At 75.4% G+C, this 14,073-nt stretch carries 10 protein-coding genes and 1 riboswitch; of the genes, 7 read left to right on the top strand and 3 right to left on the bottom strand.

Annotated elements, in window-relative coordinates; genetic code table 11:
- Window positions 1-55 precede the first annotated feature (55 nt).
- Entirely contained in the window at window positions 56-1,726 is a 1,671-nt protein-coding gene (locus tag ACGFI1_RS13715; protein ID WP_392785380.1) for a TerD family protein, read from the bottom strand.
- Window positions 1,727-1,731: 5 nt separating this feature from the next.
- Window positions 1,732-2,301, bottom strand: a complete 570-nt coding sequence (locus tag ACGFI1_RS13710) for a TerD family protein (RefSeq protein WP_138639529.1) — start codon at window positions 2,299-2,301, stop codon at window positions 1,732-1,734.
- A 256-nt stretch (window positions 2,302-2,557) separates the two neighbouring features.
- On the opposite strand from ACGFI1_RS13710, the gene ACGFI1_RS13705 reads away from it, so the two are divergent.
- The 6 genes from ACGFI1_RS13705 to ACGFI1_RS13680 all read left to right on the top strand — a co-directional run bounded on the left by ACGFI1_RS13705 (window position 2,558) and on the right by ACGFI1_RS13680 (window position 9,113).
- Window positions 2,558-3,772 carry an extracellular catalytic domain type 1 short-chain-length polyhydroxyalkanoate depolymerase gene (locus ACGFI1_RS13705; protein ID WP_392785378.1) on the top strand — a complete coding sequence of 405 codons (1,215 nt, stop codon included), beginning with the start codon at window positions 2,558-2,560 and terminating at the stop codon, window positions 3,770-3,772.
- Window positions 3,773-4,009: 237 nt separating this feature from the next.
- The gene (locus ACGFI1_RS13700; protein ID WP_138639530.1) at window positions 4,010-4,195 is read left to right on the top strand and encodes a CbtB domain-containing protein; all 186 of its coding nucleotides are present in this window, start codon (window positions 4,010-4,012) and stop codon (window positions 4,193-4,195) included.
- A gap of 8 nt (window positions 4,196-4,203) precedes the next feature.
- Entirely contained in the window at window positions 4,204-4,941 is a 738-nt protein-coding gene (locus ACGFI1_RS13695) for a CbtA family protein (protein ID WP_392785376.1), read from the top strand.
- A 215-nt stretch (window positions 4,942-5,156) separates the two neighbouring features.
- A complete protein-coding gene (locus ACGFI1_RS13690; protein WP_392785374.1) occupies window positions 5,157-7,169 on the top strand; it encodes a VWA domain-containing protein in 2,013 nt (670 codons plus the stop codon).
- Window position 7,170: 1 nt separating this feature from the next.
- On the top strand, window positions 7,171-7,773 hold the full coding sequence (gene cobO / locus ACGFI1_RS13685) for a cob(I)yrinic acid a,c-diamide adenosyltransferase (protein WP_301176081.1): 603 nt from the start codon (window positions 7,171-7,173) through the stop codon (window positions 7,771-7,773).
- Window positions 7,770-9,113 (top strand): cobyrinate a,c-diamide synthase, encoded by a 1,344-nt coding sequence (locus ACGFI1_RS13680; protein ID WP_392785541.1) that lies wholly within the window; start codon window positions 7,770-7,772, stop codon window positions 9,111-9,113. Before cobO ends, ACGFI1_RS13680 begins: the two co-directional genes overlap by 4 nt.
- Here the strand turns inward: ACGFI1_RS13680 and cobN are convergent.
- On the bottom strand, window positions 9,068-12,694 hold the full coding sequence (cobN, locus tag ACGFI1_RS13675; protein WP_392785372.1) for a cobaltochelatase subunit CobN: 3,627 nt from the start codon (window positions 12,692-12,694) through the stop codon (window positions 9,068-9,070). The genes ACGFI1_RS13680 and cobN overlap by 46 nt on opposite strands.
- A 52-nt stretch (window positions 12,695-12,746) precedes the next feature.
- Window positions 12,747-12,870, bottom strand: a riboswitch (cobalamin riboswitch).
- Between the two features lie 71 nt (window positions 12,871-12,941).
- On the opposite strand from cobN, the gene ACGFI1_RS13670 reads away from it, so the two are divergent.
- Window positions 12,942-14,042: a precorrin-3B synthase gene (locus ACGFI1_RS13670; RefSeq protein WP_392785370.1), complete on the top strand. Its 1,101-nt coding sequence runs from the start codon at window positions 12,942-12,944 to the stop codon at window positions 14,040-14,042.
- The last annotated feature ends 31 nt before the right edge of the window (window positions 14,043-14,073 follow it).

Raw genomic sequence — 14,073 nt, 5'->3', positions numbered from 1 at the left:
AAGCGCCGAAGCCCTACCCCCGGGGTAGCGGGGGCGTCACCGCCGGGGGCGCGTGTCAGTCGTAGGACGCGAGGGCGCGGGCGTGCAGGCCGAGGATGTGCGCGAACAGGGCGGGGGCCTGCGCGCCGGCGGCGTCGGGGAGGACGTCGGGGGTGAGCGTCCAGTCCGTGCCGACCCACGAGTCGGCGATGGCGTCCGCGCTGGACGGGAGGTTGTTGCACGCCTGCCGGAGCCGGACGGCGCGCACGGACTCGGCGGCCGGGGTGTCGGTCTCCACCAGCAGCACCGGGACGCCGGCCGAGGGGCCGTCCTCCACCAGGCGCAGCAGCCCGTGCGCGTCGTCGCCGTCGAGCGCGGCGCCGGCGTCGAGGATCACCACCAGCCGGATCGGCGGGCCGCCGCCGGGCAGGTCGTCGCCGCCGCCGATGCGGCGCAGGTCGACCAGGTCGAGCAGGCGGCGGACGCGTTCGGCCGCGCCGGTGCCGACGGCCACGCCGCCGCCGAGGAGCCGGGCGGACGTGGCCGGGTCGAAGCCCTGCAGCCAGCCCGCGCCCGACAGGCCCGGCGCGTCGACGACGTCCAGCCCGACGAGCCCCGGCGGGGCCGCCGCGAGGAACCGGGTCGCCAGCGACCAGGCGTAGGCGGTGGAGTCGCCCGGCATGGTGCCCTGGGAGATCCACACGGCGCGCCGCCACGGCAGCCGCAGGACGAGGGGGATCCGCAGGTCCGGCAGTTCGGCGGTGGACAGCCGGCCGAGCAGCACGCCGCCGGCCAGGTCGGTGCGGGGCCGCCAGGTCAGCCAGGACGGCGCGTCGAACGGCGCGACCTCCGCCTCGACGTGCGGCTCCACCCGGGCCAGCTCGTCGCGGAGCTGGGCGGCGTCGGCGCGCAGCCGCTGGTCGGCGGTGGCCATCAGCTCGTCGAAGCGGCCGCGGGGCCGCCGCCCGGCGATCTCCTCGTTGCGGACGGTCAGCGCGTGCTCGGTCGCGGCCCGGAACGCGGCCAGCGAGCGGCTCGCGTCCTCCCAGACGAGCCAGCAGCGTTCGAGGTAGTCGACCTCCGAATCGGGCGGCGGCGGAGGCGGCGGCGCCGGGGGCGGTACCGGCGGCGGTACCGGCGGCGGTACCGGCGGCGGTACCGGCGGCGGTGCGGCCGCTGACGGCGGCCGCACGGGCTGCGGCTGGACGGGCGGCGGCTGCTGGGCTTGTGCCGACTGTGCCTCTGCGGGCGGCGGGGGCCCCGGGTCGTCCACCTCGATGCCGTGCGCGGCGACCAGTTCGGCGAGGCCGCCGGCGTAGCCCTGGCCCACGGCGCGCACCTTCCATCCGCCGGCGCGGCGGTAGACCTCCAGGCCGATGATCGCCTGCTCGGGGCCGAGGCCGGAGACGGTGAACGCGGCGACCGCGGCGCCGTCGGCGCTCAGCAGCACCCGCGGCGGCTCCGCCCCGAACGACGTGCCCCCGGCGAGGCTGACCGCGACGAGCACCGCGGCGACCTCGGCGGGGACCGCGTCGAGGTCGAGGTCGACGCGCTGGCCGCCGGCGTCCGACCAGCGGACGCCCGGCGCCCGCGGGGCGTTGAAGAACACCAGGTCGGCGTCCGAGCGGACGCGCAGGTCGGGGCCGACGAGCAGGGCGCTGACGTCGACGGGCACGGCGCTGGAGACCGTCGCGGTCACCCGCCGTGCGGTCAGTGCCGCGTTGGCGCCGCGGGCGAGTTCGGTCATCGGCGTCAGGCGTGGGCCGCGATCGCCGGGAGCATGTCCTGGAACGTGCGGCCGTGGCAGGGCTCGCCGATCGCGTTCATCTTCCAGGCTCCGCCGTGCCGGTAGATGCGGGCCATGACCATCGCGGTGTGGGCGCCGCCGCCGGTCAGCGTGTACCGGGCGAGCTCGCCGCCGTCCATCTCGTTGACGAGCCGGCAGAACGCGTTCTCCACCTCGTTGAACGTCTGGCCGTTGAACGAGCTGACCGTGAACACCAGCGAGGTGACGTGCACCGGGAGGCGGTTCAGGTCGACGATGACCGACTCGTCGTCGCCGTCGCCCGCCCCGGTCAGGTTGTCGCCGGTGTGCCGGACGGAGCCGTCGTCGCTGACGAGCTTGCCGAAGTAGACGACGTCCGCGAGGTTCTGGTCGGCGAACAGGACGCAGGACGCGTCGAGGTCGATGTCCCGCTCACGGGAGCCGAAGAACCCCTTCTTCTTCACCGCGTCCCAGCCCAGGCCCATCCGGACCATGCTGAGCGCGCCGCCGGGCTTCTCCAGCGAGATCCGCTGGCCCTTCACCATCGACACCGTCACAGCCGTCGCCTCCTCGCCGTCCTGTGCCGCGCTGACCCGAGAGTGCGCCGGCCCGGACGCAAAGCCTTCCAGTCCGCCCGCCGTGTTGTCACCTCGTTCCCGGTTCCGCCCGTGAAACCGGTGGAAGGTCGCTTGTCCATTCCGCGCGCGCCGCCGCATAGTGACGTTCCACCTGCGAATTGTGATCGGGAAAAGGGTGGTTCTGGTGCGGGTCTTACCGGTGCGGGTCTTACTGCTGCGGCTCTTAGGTGTGCTGATGGGCGTGTTGGTCGCGGCGGCGGCGGTGCTCGTGGGGCCGCCGGCCTCGGCGACGGCATTGACGGAGGTCACCAGTTTCGGGACGAACCCGACCGGGTTGCGAATGCACGTGTACGTCCCCGACCGCGTCCAGGAGAAGCCTCCCGTCCTGCTGGCGATCCACTGGTGCACGGGGTCGGGGCCGGCGATGTACTCGGGCACGGAGTTCGCGCGGCTGGCCGACCAGTACGGGTTCGTCGTGGTCTACCCGTCCGCGACGCGCAGCGGGAGCTGCTTCGACGTGTCGTCGGCGCAGGCGCTGCGGCGCGACGGCGGGAGCGACCCGGTCGGGATCATGTCGATGGTCCGGTACGCGCTCCAGCGGTACGGCGGGGACGCGTCGCGCGTGTTCGTCACCGGGGTGTCGTCCGGCGCGATGATGACGAACGTGATGCTGGCGAACTACCCGGACGTGTTCGCCGCGGGCGCGGCGTTCGCGGGGGTGCCCGACGGCTGCTTCGCCACCGCCGACGGCTCCGGCTGGAACAGCGCGTGCGCCAACGGGACGGTCCTCAAGACGCCGCAGGAATGGGGCGACATCGCCCGCTCCGCCTACCCCGGCTACTCCGGAACCCGGCCGCGGGTGCAGCTGTGGCACGGCACCGCCGACGACACGCTGCGCTACCCCAACTTCGGCGAGGAGATCGACCAGTGGACGAACGTCCACGGCCTGTCGACGACGCCGACCTCGACCGACCAGCCGCAGCAGGGCTGGACCCGCACCCGCTACGGAGACAAAGTCGAGGCGTACTCCCTGCAGGGCGTCGGCCACAACCTGATGGCGTCCGGCATGGCGCAGCGGGCGATCCAGTTCTTCGGCCTCGACCAGGGCGGCACCACCGAGCCGCCCGGGGACGGCGACTGCGCCGTCTCCTACGCGGTGAACGCGTGGAACACCGGGCTCGTGGCGAGCATCACCATCACCAACACCGGGTCCGCGGCGATCAACGGCTGGACGCTCGGCTTCACGCTCCCCGCCGGGCAGACGATCACCTCCGGGTGGGGCGCCGCCTACCAGCCGACGAGCGGCGCGGTGACCGCGACGAACGTGTCCTACAACGCCGCGATCCCCGCCGGAGGATCCGTCGGGATCGGCTTCCAGGCCACCCACACCGGCGGCACCGGCGCGCCGTCCGCGTTCACGCTCAACGGCGCCGCCTGCGCCGCCTCCTGACGGTTCGCGCCCGTGCGGGGCGGCCCGCCCCCGCTCCGCACGGGCCGGACACCGGGCTGTTGACAGCGGTCCGGGCGGCCCGTACGGTTCGCTTGATTCACGGTTGCCCGAGGGAAATCCGGTGAGATGCCGGTGCGGACGCGCCACTGTATCCGGGACGACGATCCCGGGAGCCAGGTCGCTCGGGTGGCCGCGACCTCATTGTCCGGGACGCGCTAGATCCCTCATGGAGGCTCCGTGAGCACGCTCAGTGCCCGCACCATCCCCCTTCCCCGAATCGCTCCGTGGCTGCTCGCGGTGCCCGTGCTGCTGCTGATCGGCTACCTCGTCCTGATGGACAACGGCGCCGTGTCGCAGGCGGGCGGCTACCTGCACGAGCTGATGCACGACGGCCGGCACCTGCTCGCCGTGCCCTGCCACTAGGCCGCCGCATGGTACGCACCCTGCTGGTCAGGGGCCTTCTTCTGGGCCTGCTGGCCGGCCTCGTCGCGGGCGTCTTCGCCTTCGCGGCCGGTGAGCCGCGCATCGACGAGGCGATCGCACTGGAGAACGCCGCCGCCGCCCACGAGCATGTTCACGAGCACGGTGGACAAGAGCACGCTCACGAGGAAGAGGTGAGCCGCGGCACGCAGAAGGCCGGGCTGTTCCTCGCCACCGGGCTGTACGGGCTCGCCGTCGGCGGCGTGTTCGCGCTCGTCTACGCGGGGCTGCGCGGGCGGGTCGGTCCGGAGTCGGACGGCGGGCTCGCGCTCGCCGCCGCCGGAACCGGCTTCGCCGCCGTCATCCTCGTCCCGTTCCTGAAGTATCCGGCGAACCCGCCCGCGGTGGGCGATCCCGAGACCATCAACGGCCGCACCCTGCTGTACCTGGCGATGATCGGCGTCGGGCTGCTCGCGACCGCGATCGCGGTGACCACGGCGCGGCGCGTGCCCGGCGGGCCGTGGGCGCGGTGGCCGGCGGCCGTGCTCGCCTTCGTCGTCCCGGTGGCCGTCGCATCGCTGCTGCTGCCGGGGGTGGACGAGGTGCCAGACGGGTTCCCCGCCACGCTGCTGTGGGAGTTCCGCATCACCTCGCTCGGGACGCAGCTGGTGTTCTGGGCGACGTTCGGCGCGCTGTTCGGGTTGGCCTGCGACCGGGCCGCCCGTCGTCCCACCCCGGCGCCTGCTTGAACGGGGTGCCTGTTTGAACGGGGTGCCTGCTTGAACGGGGCGCCTGCCTGAATGGGGTGGCCGCCCCACGGGGTGCCTGCTCGTCCGGCACATGGCGTCGGCGGCCTGGGTGCCGCCGGTGTCGGCTGCTTCGATCTCGCGCCCCTGTCCACCACGCGGCTCGCCGCCGCTCCGCGCGGCCGGCGAGTCGCCCACGTCAACCGGAAGGTGGTTCCTTGACCGCCCTGTATCCGTTCAGCGCCGTCGTCGGCCTGGACGACCTGAAGCTGGCGCTGCTCCTCAACGCCGTCTCGCCGCGCGTCGGCGGGGTGCTGGTGCGGGGTGAGAAGGGCACCGCGAAGTCGACGATCGTGCGGGCGCTCGCGGCCCAGCTGCCCGCCGTGGACGTCGTCGCGGGCTGCCGCTTCGCGTGCGACCCGGCGGCGCCGGACCCGTCCTGCCCGGACGGCCCGCACGAGCCGGGCGGCCCGGCGGAGCGGCGGCCGTCCGCGCTGGTGGAACTGCCGGTCGGCGCGTCCGAGGACCGGCTCGCCGGGTCGCTGGACGTGGAGCGGGCGCTGACCGAGGGCGTCAAGGCGTTCGAGCCGGGGCTGCTCGCGGCGGCGCACCGGGGCGTCCTGTACGTCGACGAGGTGAACCTGCTGCACGACCACCTGGTGGACCTGCTGCTGGACGCCGCCGCGCTCGGCACCTGCTACGTGGAGCGCGAATCGCTGTCGGTCCGGCACGCGGCCCGGTTCCTGCTGGTCGGGACGATGAACCCCGAGGAGGGCGAGCTGCGGCCGCAGCTCCTCGACCGGTTCGGGCTGACGGTGGAGGTGGCCGCGTCGCGGGAGCCGCGCGAGCGGGCGGAGGTCGTCCGGCGCCGGCTGGCGTTCGACGCGGACCCGGAGGCGTTCGCGGCGCGGTGGGCCGGTGCCGAGTCCGACCTCGCCGCACGGATCGCGAAGGCCCGCGCGCGGCTCGGCGGCGTCCGGCTGCCGGACGAGCGGCTGGAGCAGATCGCGGCCGTCTGCGCGGGGTTCGAGGTGGACGGGCTGCGCGCCGACATCGTCACCGCGAACGCCGCGATGGCCCACGCGGCCTGGCGGGGCCGGGACGAGGTGTCGGAGGAGGACGTCCGCGCCGCCGCCCGGCTGTCGCTGCCGCACCGGCGCCGCCGCGACCCGTTCGACGCACCCGGCCTGGACGAGTCGCTGCTCGACGACCTCCTGGACCGCTCCTCCCCCGACGACGACCCGCCCCCGCCCGGCGGCGGCCCCCAGGATGACGGCCCGCAGGATGACGGCCCGCAGGACGACGGGCCCCGGGATGGCGGGTCGCGAGGTGACGGGTCGCGAGGTGACGGGACGCCTGGTGACGGGACGCCTGGCGACGGGGAGCCGCCAGGTGAGACCGGCTCGCCTGGCGACGACGCCTCCGCGGGCGGCGGGGGTGAGCGGGTCGTGGCGGCGGAGGCGCCGCATGCGGTGCCTCGGCTGGAGGTGCCCGGGGTCGGTGACGGTGCCGCGGGGCGGCGGTCGCGGGCGCGGACGGCGCGGGGACGGGTCACCGGGGCGCGGCGTCCGGCCGACCGGGTCCGCGATCCGCACCTGGTGGCGACGCTGCTGGCCGCCGCCCCCCACCAGCGGGAACGGGGCCGGTCGGGCTCGGGGCTCGTGCTGCGGCGGGGGGATCTGCGGGAGGCCGTGCGGGAGGGGCGCGAGGGCAACCTCGTGCTGTTCGTCGTGGACGCGAGCGGCTCGATGGCGGCGCGGCGCCGGATGACAGCGGTGAAGACGGCGGTGCTGAGCCTGCTGCTGGACGCCTACCAGCGCCGCGACAAGGTCGGGCTGATCACGTTCCGGGGCCGGACGGCGGAGGTGGTGCTGCCGCCGACGTCGTCGGTGGAGGCGGGGGCGGCGCGGCTGCGGGCGCTGCCGACGGGCGGCCGGACGCCGCTGGCGGCGGGGCTGGTCCGGGCCGCCGAGGTGCTGCGGGCGGAGCGGCTGCGCGATCCGGCGCGGCGCCCGCTGGTCGTGGTCGTCACCGACGGCCGCGCCACCGCGGGCGGCGACGTGGACCGGGCGGCCGGGCTGCTCGCCGGGACGGCGGGGATCGTCGTGGACTGCGAGGACGGCCCGGTCCGGCTCGGGCTCGCGGGCCGGCTCGCCGTGCGGATGGACGCGCGGCTCGTCCCGCTGCGGGAACTCGATGGAATCGTGCGCGAGCACAGGAAGGCGGCCTGAGATGCCCCAGGGGAAGCCCGTGTCCGTCCCCGACGACGGACTCACCACGCGGCAGCGCCGCAACCGGCCGCTGCTGATCGTCCACACCGGGCCGGGGAAGGGGAAGTCCACGGCGGCGTTCGGGATGGCGCTGCGGGCGTGGAACCAGGGCTGGCCGGTCGGGGTGTTCCAGTTCGTGAAGTCGGCGAAGTGGCGCATCGGGGAGGAGCGCGCGCTGCGGGTGCTCGGCGACAGCGGCGAGGGCGGGCCGGTCGCGTGGCACAAGATGGGCGAGGGCTGGTCGTGGATCCAGCGGCCCGGCAGCGAGGAGGACCACGCGGCCGACGCGCGGGAGGGCTGGGCGCAGATCAAGCGGGACCTCGCCGCGGAGACGTACCGTTTCTATGTGCTCGACGAATTCACCTACCCGCTCAAGTGGGGCTGGCTGGACGTGGACGACGTGGTGGAGACGCTCACCGCCCGGCCGGGCGTCCAGCATGTCGTCGTCACGGGACGGGACGCGCCGGACGCGCTGGTCGGGGCCGCCGACCTGGTGACGGAGATGGGGAAGGTCCGGCATCCGATGGACGCCGGGCAGAAGGGGCAGCGGGGCATCGAGTGGTGATCCCGCGGCTGGTGGTCGCGGCGCCGTCGTCGGGGAGCGGGAAGACGACGGTCGCGACGGGGCTCATGGCGGCGCTGCGGGCGCGGGGGCTCGCGGTGTCGCCGCACAAGGTGGGGCCCGACTACATCGACCCCGGCTACCACGCGCTGGCGGCGGGGCGGCCGGGCCGCAGCCTCGATCCGTGGCTGGTGGGCGAGGAGCGGGTGGCGCCGCTGTTCCGGCACGGCGCGGCCGGCTGCGACGTGGCCGTGGTCGAGGGGGTGATGGGCCTGTTCGACGGGCGCGGCGACACGGGGTTCGCGTCCACGGCGCATGTCGCGCGGCTGCTCGCGGCGCCGGTGGTGCTGGTCGTGGACGCGGCGCGGCAGAGCCGGTCGGTGGCGGCGCTGGTGCACGGCTTCGCGACGTTCGAGCCGGGGGTGCGGGTCGCCGGCGTCGTCCTCAACCGGGTCGGGTCGGACCGGCACGAGGAGCTGTGCCGGGGCGCGCTGGAGTCGGCGGGCGTGCCGGTGCTCGGCGCGATCCGGCGGGACGACGCCGTCGTGAACCCGTCCCGGCATCTCGGGCTGATCCCTGCGGCGGAGCGCGGGCCGGCGGCCGTGCGGGCGGTGGAGCGGCTCGGCGCGCTGGTCGAGCGGTCGTGCGATGTGGAGGCGCTGGTGCGGCTCGCGGGCACCGCTCCCCCGCTGCCGGGGCCGGTGTGGGACCCGGCCGGGGAGGTCGAGCCGGTGGCGGGGCGTCCGGTGGTGGCGGTGGCGGGCGGGCCGGCGTTCACCTTCTCTTATAGGGAGCATGTGGAGCTGCTGCGTGCGGCGGGCGCGGACGTGGCGGTGTTCGACCCGCTGCGGGACGCGGCCTTGCCGGACGGGACGGCCGCGCTCGTCATCGGCGGCGGGTTCCCCGAGGTGCACGCCGCGGAGCTGGCCGCCAACGCGCCGATGCTGGCGTCCGTGGCGGCGTTCGGCGGGCCGGTCGCCGCCGAATGCGCGGGGCTCCTCTATCTCTGCGAGGAACTCGACGGTCAGGCGATGTGCGGGCTCGTGCCGGGGCGGGCGCGGATGACGCCGCGGCTCACGCTCGGCTACCGGGAGGCGGTCGCCGTCGGGTCCTCGCTGCTGACCCGTCCGGGCGAGCGGTTCCACGGCCACGAGTTCCACCGGACGGTCCTGACCGGCGGCGGCGAACCGCTGTTCCGCTGGCGGGACGGCGGCGGGACCGGCGCGGACGGCTTCGGCAGCGACCGGATCACCGCGTCCTACCTGCACCTGCACTGGGCCGGGTGTCCGGAGGCGGCTCAGCGGCTCGTGTCGTCCTCCAGGTCTCCCTCGGTCTTGAGGTAGACCTCCTGGAGGCCCTGGAGGACCTCCGGGTCGGGGTGCTCCCACATGCCGCGCTCGGCCGCCTCCAGCAGCCGCTCGGCGATGCCGTGCAGCGCCCACGGGTTCGACTTCTCCATGAACTCGCGGTTCTCGTCGTCCAGGACGTAGGCGGCGGTGAGCCGGTCGTACATCCAGTCGGCCATGACGCCGGTGGTGGCGTCGTAGCCGAACAGGTAGTCGACGGTCGCGGCCAGCTCGAACGCGCCCTTGTAGCCGTGGCGGCGCATCGCGGCGAGCCACTGCGGGTTCACGACGCGGGCCCGGAAGACGCGGGCGGTCTCCTCCGAGAGTGTGCGGGTGCGGACGGCGTCGGGGCGGGTGCTGTCGCCGACGTAGGCTTCCGGCGCCTTCCCGGTCAGCGCCCGGACCGTGGCGATCATGCCGCCGTGGTACTGGAAGTAGTCGTCGGAGTCGGCGATGTCGTGCTCGCGGGTGTCGACGTTCTTGGCGGCGACCGCGATGCGGCGGTAGGCGCTCTCCATGTCGTCGCGGGCGGGCACGCCGTCGAGGTCGCGGCCGTAGGCGTGGCCGCCCCACACCGCGTACACCTCGGCGAGGTCGGCGTCGTCGCGCCAGTTGCGGCTGTCGATGAGCGGCAGCAGCCCCGCCCCGTACGCGCCGGGCGGCGACCCGAAGATGCGGCGGGCGGCGCGCCGCTCGTCGCCGTGCTCCTCCCGGTCGGCCCGGACGTGGGCGCGGACGTGGTTGGCGGAGTCGGGCTCGTCGAGGCCCGCGACGAGCCGGACGGCGTCGTCCAGCATGGCGAGGACGTGCGGGAACGCGTCCCGGAAGAAGCCGCTGATGCGGACGGTCACGTCGATGCGGGGCCGTCCCAGCTCGGCGAGGGGGATCGGCTCCAGGGCGGTGACGCGACGGGACGCCTCGTCCCAGGCGGGGCGGACGCCGAGCAGCGCGAGCACCTCGGCGACGTCGTCCCCGGCGGTGCGCATCGCGCTCGTCCCCCACACCGACAGGCCGACGGAGCGGGGCCATTCGCCGTGGTCGGCGCGGTAGCGGTCCAGGAGGGAGTCGGCCATCGCCTGCCCGGTCTCCCAGGCGAGGCGGCTCGGGACGGCGCGCGGGTCCACCGAGTAGAAGTTGCGGCCGGTCGGCAGGACGTTGACGAGGCCGCGCAGCGGCGACCCGCTCGGCCCGGCCGGGATGTAGCCGCCGTCGAGCGCGTGCAGGACGTGGTCGAGCTCGTCGGACGTGCGGGCCAGCCGCGGGACGATCTCGGCGGCGGCGAACTCCAGCACGCGGGCCACCAGGTCGCGGCGCTCCTCGGGGACCTGCCGGGCGGCTTCGGCGACCGCGTCCGCGGCCCAGCCGGCGTCCTCCATGGCCTGGACGAGGCCGCGGGCGGCGGTCTCGGCGGCGTCGACGGCGGCGAGGGCCTCGGTGCCGTCCTCGGTCAGGCCGAGCGCCTCGCGCAGGCCGGGCAGCGTCTCCCGTCCCGACCACATCTGCCGGGCGCGCAGCATCGCCAGCACCAGGTCGACGCGGGCCGCGCCCTCCGGCGGCTGCCCGAGGACGTGGAGGCCGTCACGGATCTGCGCGTCCTTCACCTCGCACAGCCAGCCGTCCACGTGCAGGAGGAAGTCGTCGAACTCGGTGTCGTGCGGGCGGTCGTCCAGGCCGAGGTCGTGGTCGAGCTTCGCGGCCTGGATCAGCGTCCAGATCTGGGCGCGGATCGCGGGCAGCTTCGCCGGGTCCATCGCGGCGATCGTCGCGTGCTCGTCCAGCAGCTGTTCGAGGCGGGCGATGTCGCCGTAGGTCTCGGCGCGGGCCATCGGCGGGACCAGGTGGTCGACGAGGACGGCGTGCGCGCGGCGCTTGGCCTGCGTCCCCTCCCCCGGGTCGTTGACGAGGAACGGGTAGATCAGCGGGACGTCGCCGAGCGCGGCGTCGGTGCCGCACGACGCCGACATGCCCGCGGCCTTGCCCGGCAGCCATTCCAGGTTGCCGTGCTTGCCGACGTGGACGATCGCGTGCGCGCCGAACTCGTCCGACAGCCACCGGTAGGCGGCCAGGTAGTGGTGGCTGGGCGGCAGGTCGGGGTCGTGGTAGATCGCGATGGGGTTCTGCCCGAAGCCGCGCGGCGGCTGCACCATGACGACGACGTTGCCGGCGCGCAGCGCGGCGAGGACGATGTCGCCGTCCTGGACGAACAGCTGCCCGGGCGGCGGCCCCCAGTGCAGCTCCATCTCGCCGCGCAGCTCCTCGGGGAGCGTCCGGTACCAGCGCTCGTAGGACGCGGCGGAGATGCGGACCGGGTTGCCCGCGAGCTGCTCCTCGGTGAGCCAGTCCTCGTCCTGGCCGCCGGCGGCGATGAGCGCGTGGATCAGCGCGTCGCCGTCCAGGTCGCCGGCGGAGCCGTCCGCGGAGTCGCCGACGCCGGGGAAGCCCTCGCCGAGGTCGTGGCCCGCGTCGCGGAGGCGGGCCAGCAGCCGGACGGTGCTCGCCGGGGTGTCGAGCCCGACGGCGTTCCCGACGCGCGAGTGCTTGGTCGGGTACGCCGACAGCATCACGGCGACGCGGCGCTCGGGGGGCGGAGTGTGCCGCAGGCGGCCGTGCCGGACGGCGATCCCGGCGACGCGCGCGGCCCGCTCCGGGTCGGCCCGGTACACGGTGAGGCCGTCCTCGTCGATCTCCTTGAACGAGAACGGGACGGTGATGATGCGGCCGTCGAACTCGGGGATCGCGACCTGCGACGCGGCGTCCAGCGGGGACAGCCCGTCGTCGCTCGCCTCCCAGTCGGCGCGGCTCGTGGTGAGGCACAGGCCCTGCAGGATCGGGACGTCGAGCGCGGCGAGGGCGCCGACGTCCCACGCCTCGTCGTCGCCGCCGGCCCCGGCGGTCGCGGGCTTGGACCCGCCCGCCGCGAGGACGGTCACGACCAGCACGTCCGCCCGGCGGAGGGTGTCGAGCAGCTCGGGTTCGGCGGTGCGCAGGGACGAGCAGAAGACGGGCATGGCCTGCCCGCCCGCGTCCTCGACGGCCGCGCACAGCGCCTCGGCGAACGCGGTGTTCCCGGCCATGTGGTGGGCGCGGTAGTAGAGCACGCCGACGACGGGGCCCTCGGTGGTGCGGGGCTCGCGTTCGAGCCGTCCCCACGTCGGCGTGGCGGCCGGGGGCGCGAACCCGCGCCCGGTCAGCAGCAGGGTGTCGGTGAGGAACGCGTGCAGCTCGGCGAGGTTGGCGGGCCCGCCGTGCGCGAGGTAGGCGTGGGCTTCGGCGCACACGCCGCCGGCGACCCCGCCGCGGAGCCGGGACAGCTCCATCAGCTCGGCGTCGGGGGCCTGCTCGCCGCCGAGGACGACGACCGGGCGGGGGCCGGCGAGCAGCGCGTCGAGCCCGTCCTCCCAGGCGCGCCGGCCGCCGAGCAGCCGGACCACGACGACGTCGGCGCCCTCGGTCAGGCCGGGCAGGTCGGCGGCGGTGAGCCGGGCGGGATTGCCGAGGCGGTAGGCGGCGCCGGACGCGCGGGCGCTCAGCAGATCGGTGTCGGACGTCGACAGCAGCAGCACGGTGCCAGCGGACACGGCCGTTCCTCCCCTGGGGTCCTCGCCCCGGTAGCGGGTGTCGCGACGGCAGGAGTCTCCTGGCTCCCGGATCGATGCTCGCCCCGGCCTTCCCGTCCGTGCGGACAGTGGCCTCAAGCGGGGTTCGCTCCCCGGTCACAGTGGCGGGACCGCGCCGGATTCACACCGGCTTCCTCCCATTGCCATCGCCTGGGGAGAAGAGTACGGCAGCGCGGCCCGCCCGCAAAGTGTGGTTAACATCCTCCCCGTGCCGATTGCCAGACCGCACGCCGACGCGTGCCCCGGTGCGCTGCGCACCCACGACGCCGCCGACGGACCGCTGGCGCGCGTCCGGGTGCCGGGCGGCGCGGTGTCGTCCGCGCAGCTCGGAGTGCTCGGCACCGCCGCCCGCGAGCTGGGCCGCGACGTGATCGAACTCACCTCGCGCGGCAACGCGCAGCTGCGCGGCGTCCGCGATCCGGCGGCGCTCGCGGCGCGCCTGGAGGCGGCGGGGCTGCTGCCGTCGCCGTCCCACGAGCGGGTGCGCAACATCGTCGCGTCCCCGCTCGGCGGGCGCGGCCCGCGCGGCGTGCTGGCGACGGATCCGCTGGTCACGGCCCTCGACCGGGTGCTGTGCGCGAACCCGCGGCTGGCCGGTCTGCCGGGCCGCTTCCTGTTCGCGCTGGACGACGGCACCGGCGACGCCGCCGGCCTGGACGCCGACCTGACCTACGCGCCGGACGGCCTCCACATCGCCGGGACGCGGGTCTCCCTTCCGGCCGGTGACGCGGTCGCGCTGCTGGTCGCGGCTGCGGAGGGATTCCTCGACGTCCGGGGGGACGCGTGGCGGGTGGCGGAGGTGCCGGACGGCGCGCGGCTCATCGCCGGGCGGCTCGGCGCGAGCGCGGAAGAGCCCGGCGCGCCTCCTGAGCCCCGGCCGCCGCGCGCCGGGGTCGTCCGGCAGCGGGACGGGCTCGTCGCGCTGGAGGTCGTGCCGCCGCTCGGGCGGATGTCGGGCGCGCAGGCCGAGGCGCTCGCCGGGGTCTCCGGCAGCGTGCGGATCACGCCGTGGCGGAGCGCCGTGCTGCGGGACCTGGCCTCCGGCGAGGCGGGAGAGGTCGCGGCGGTGCTGGCTGAGGCGAGGTTCGCGGTCGACGCCGCGTCGCCATGGGTCGGCGTCACCGCCTGCACGGGGAGCCCCGGTTGCGCGAAGTCGCGCGGCGATGTGCTGGGCGCGGCGCGGCGGTGGGTCGCCGGGCTGGAGCGCGCACCCGAGACGCCCGTCCACTGGACGGGATGCGAGCGGCACTGCGGGACGCCCCGCGGCCCCGTCGTGCTGAGAGCGCCTGAGTCGGCTGAGAACGGCTGAGTCGTGCTGAACATGCTTGAGGAGCAGCGGT

It is taken from the genome of Actinomadura geliboluensis (assembly GCF_043197915.1).
Taxonomy (GTDB): Bacteria; Actinomycetota; Actinomycetes; order Streptosporangiales; family Streptosporangiaceae; genus Spirillospora; species Spirillospora geliboluensis.
This window is presented reverse-complemented; position numbering and strand designations above follow the sequence as displayed.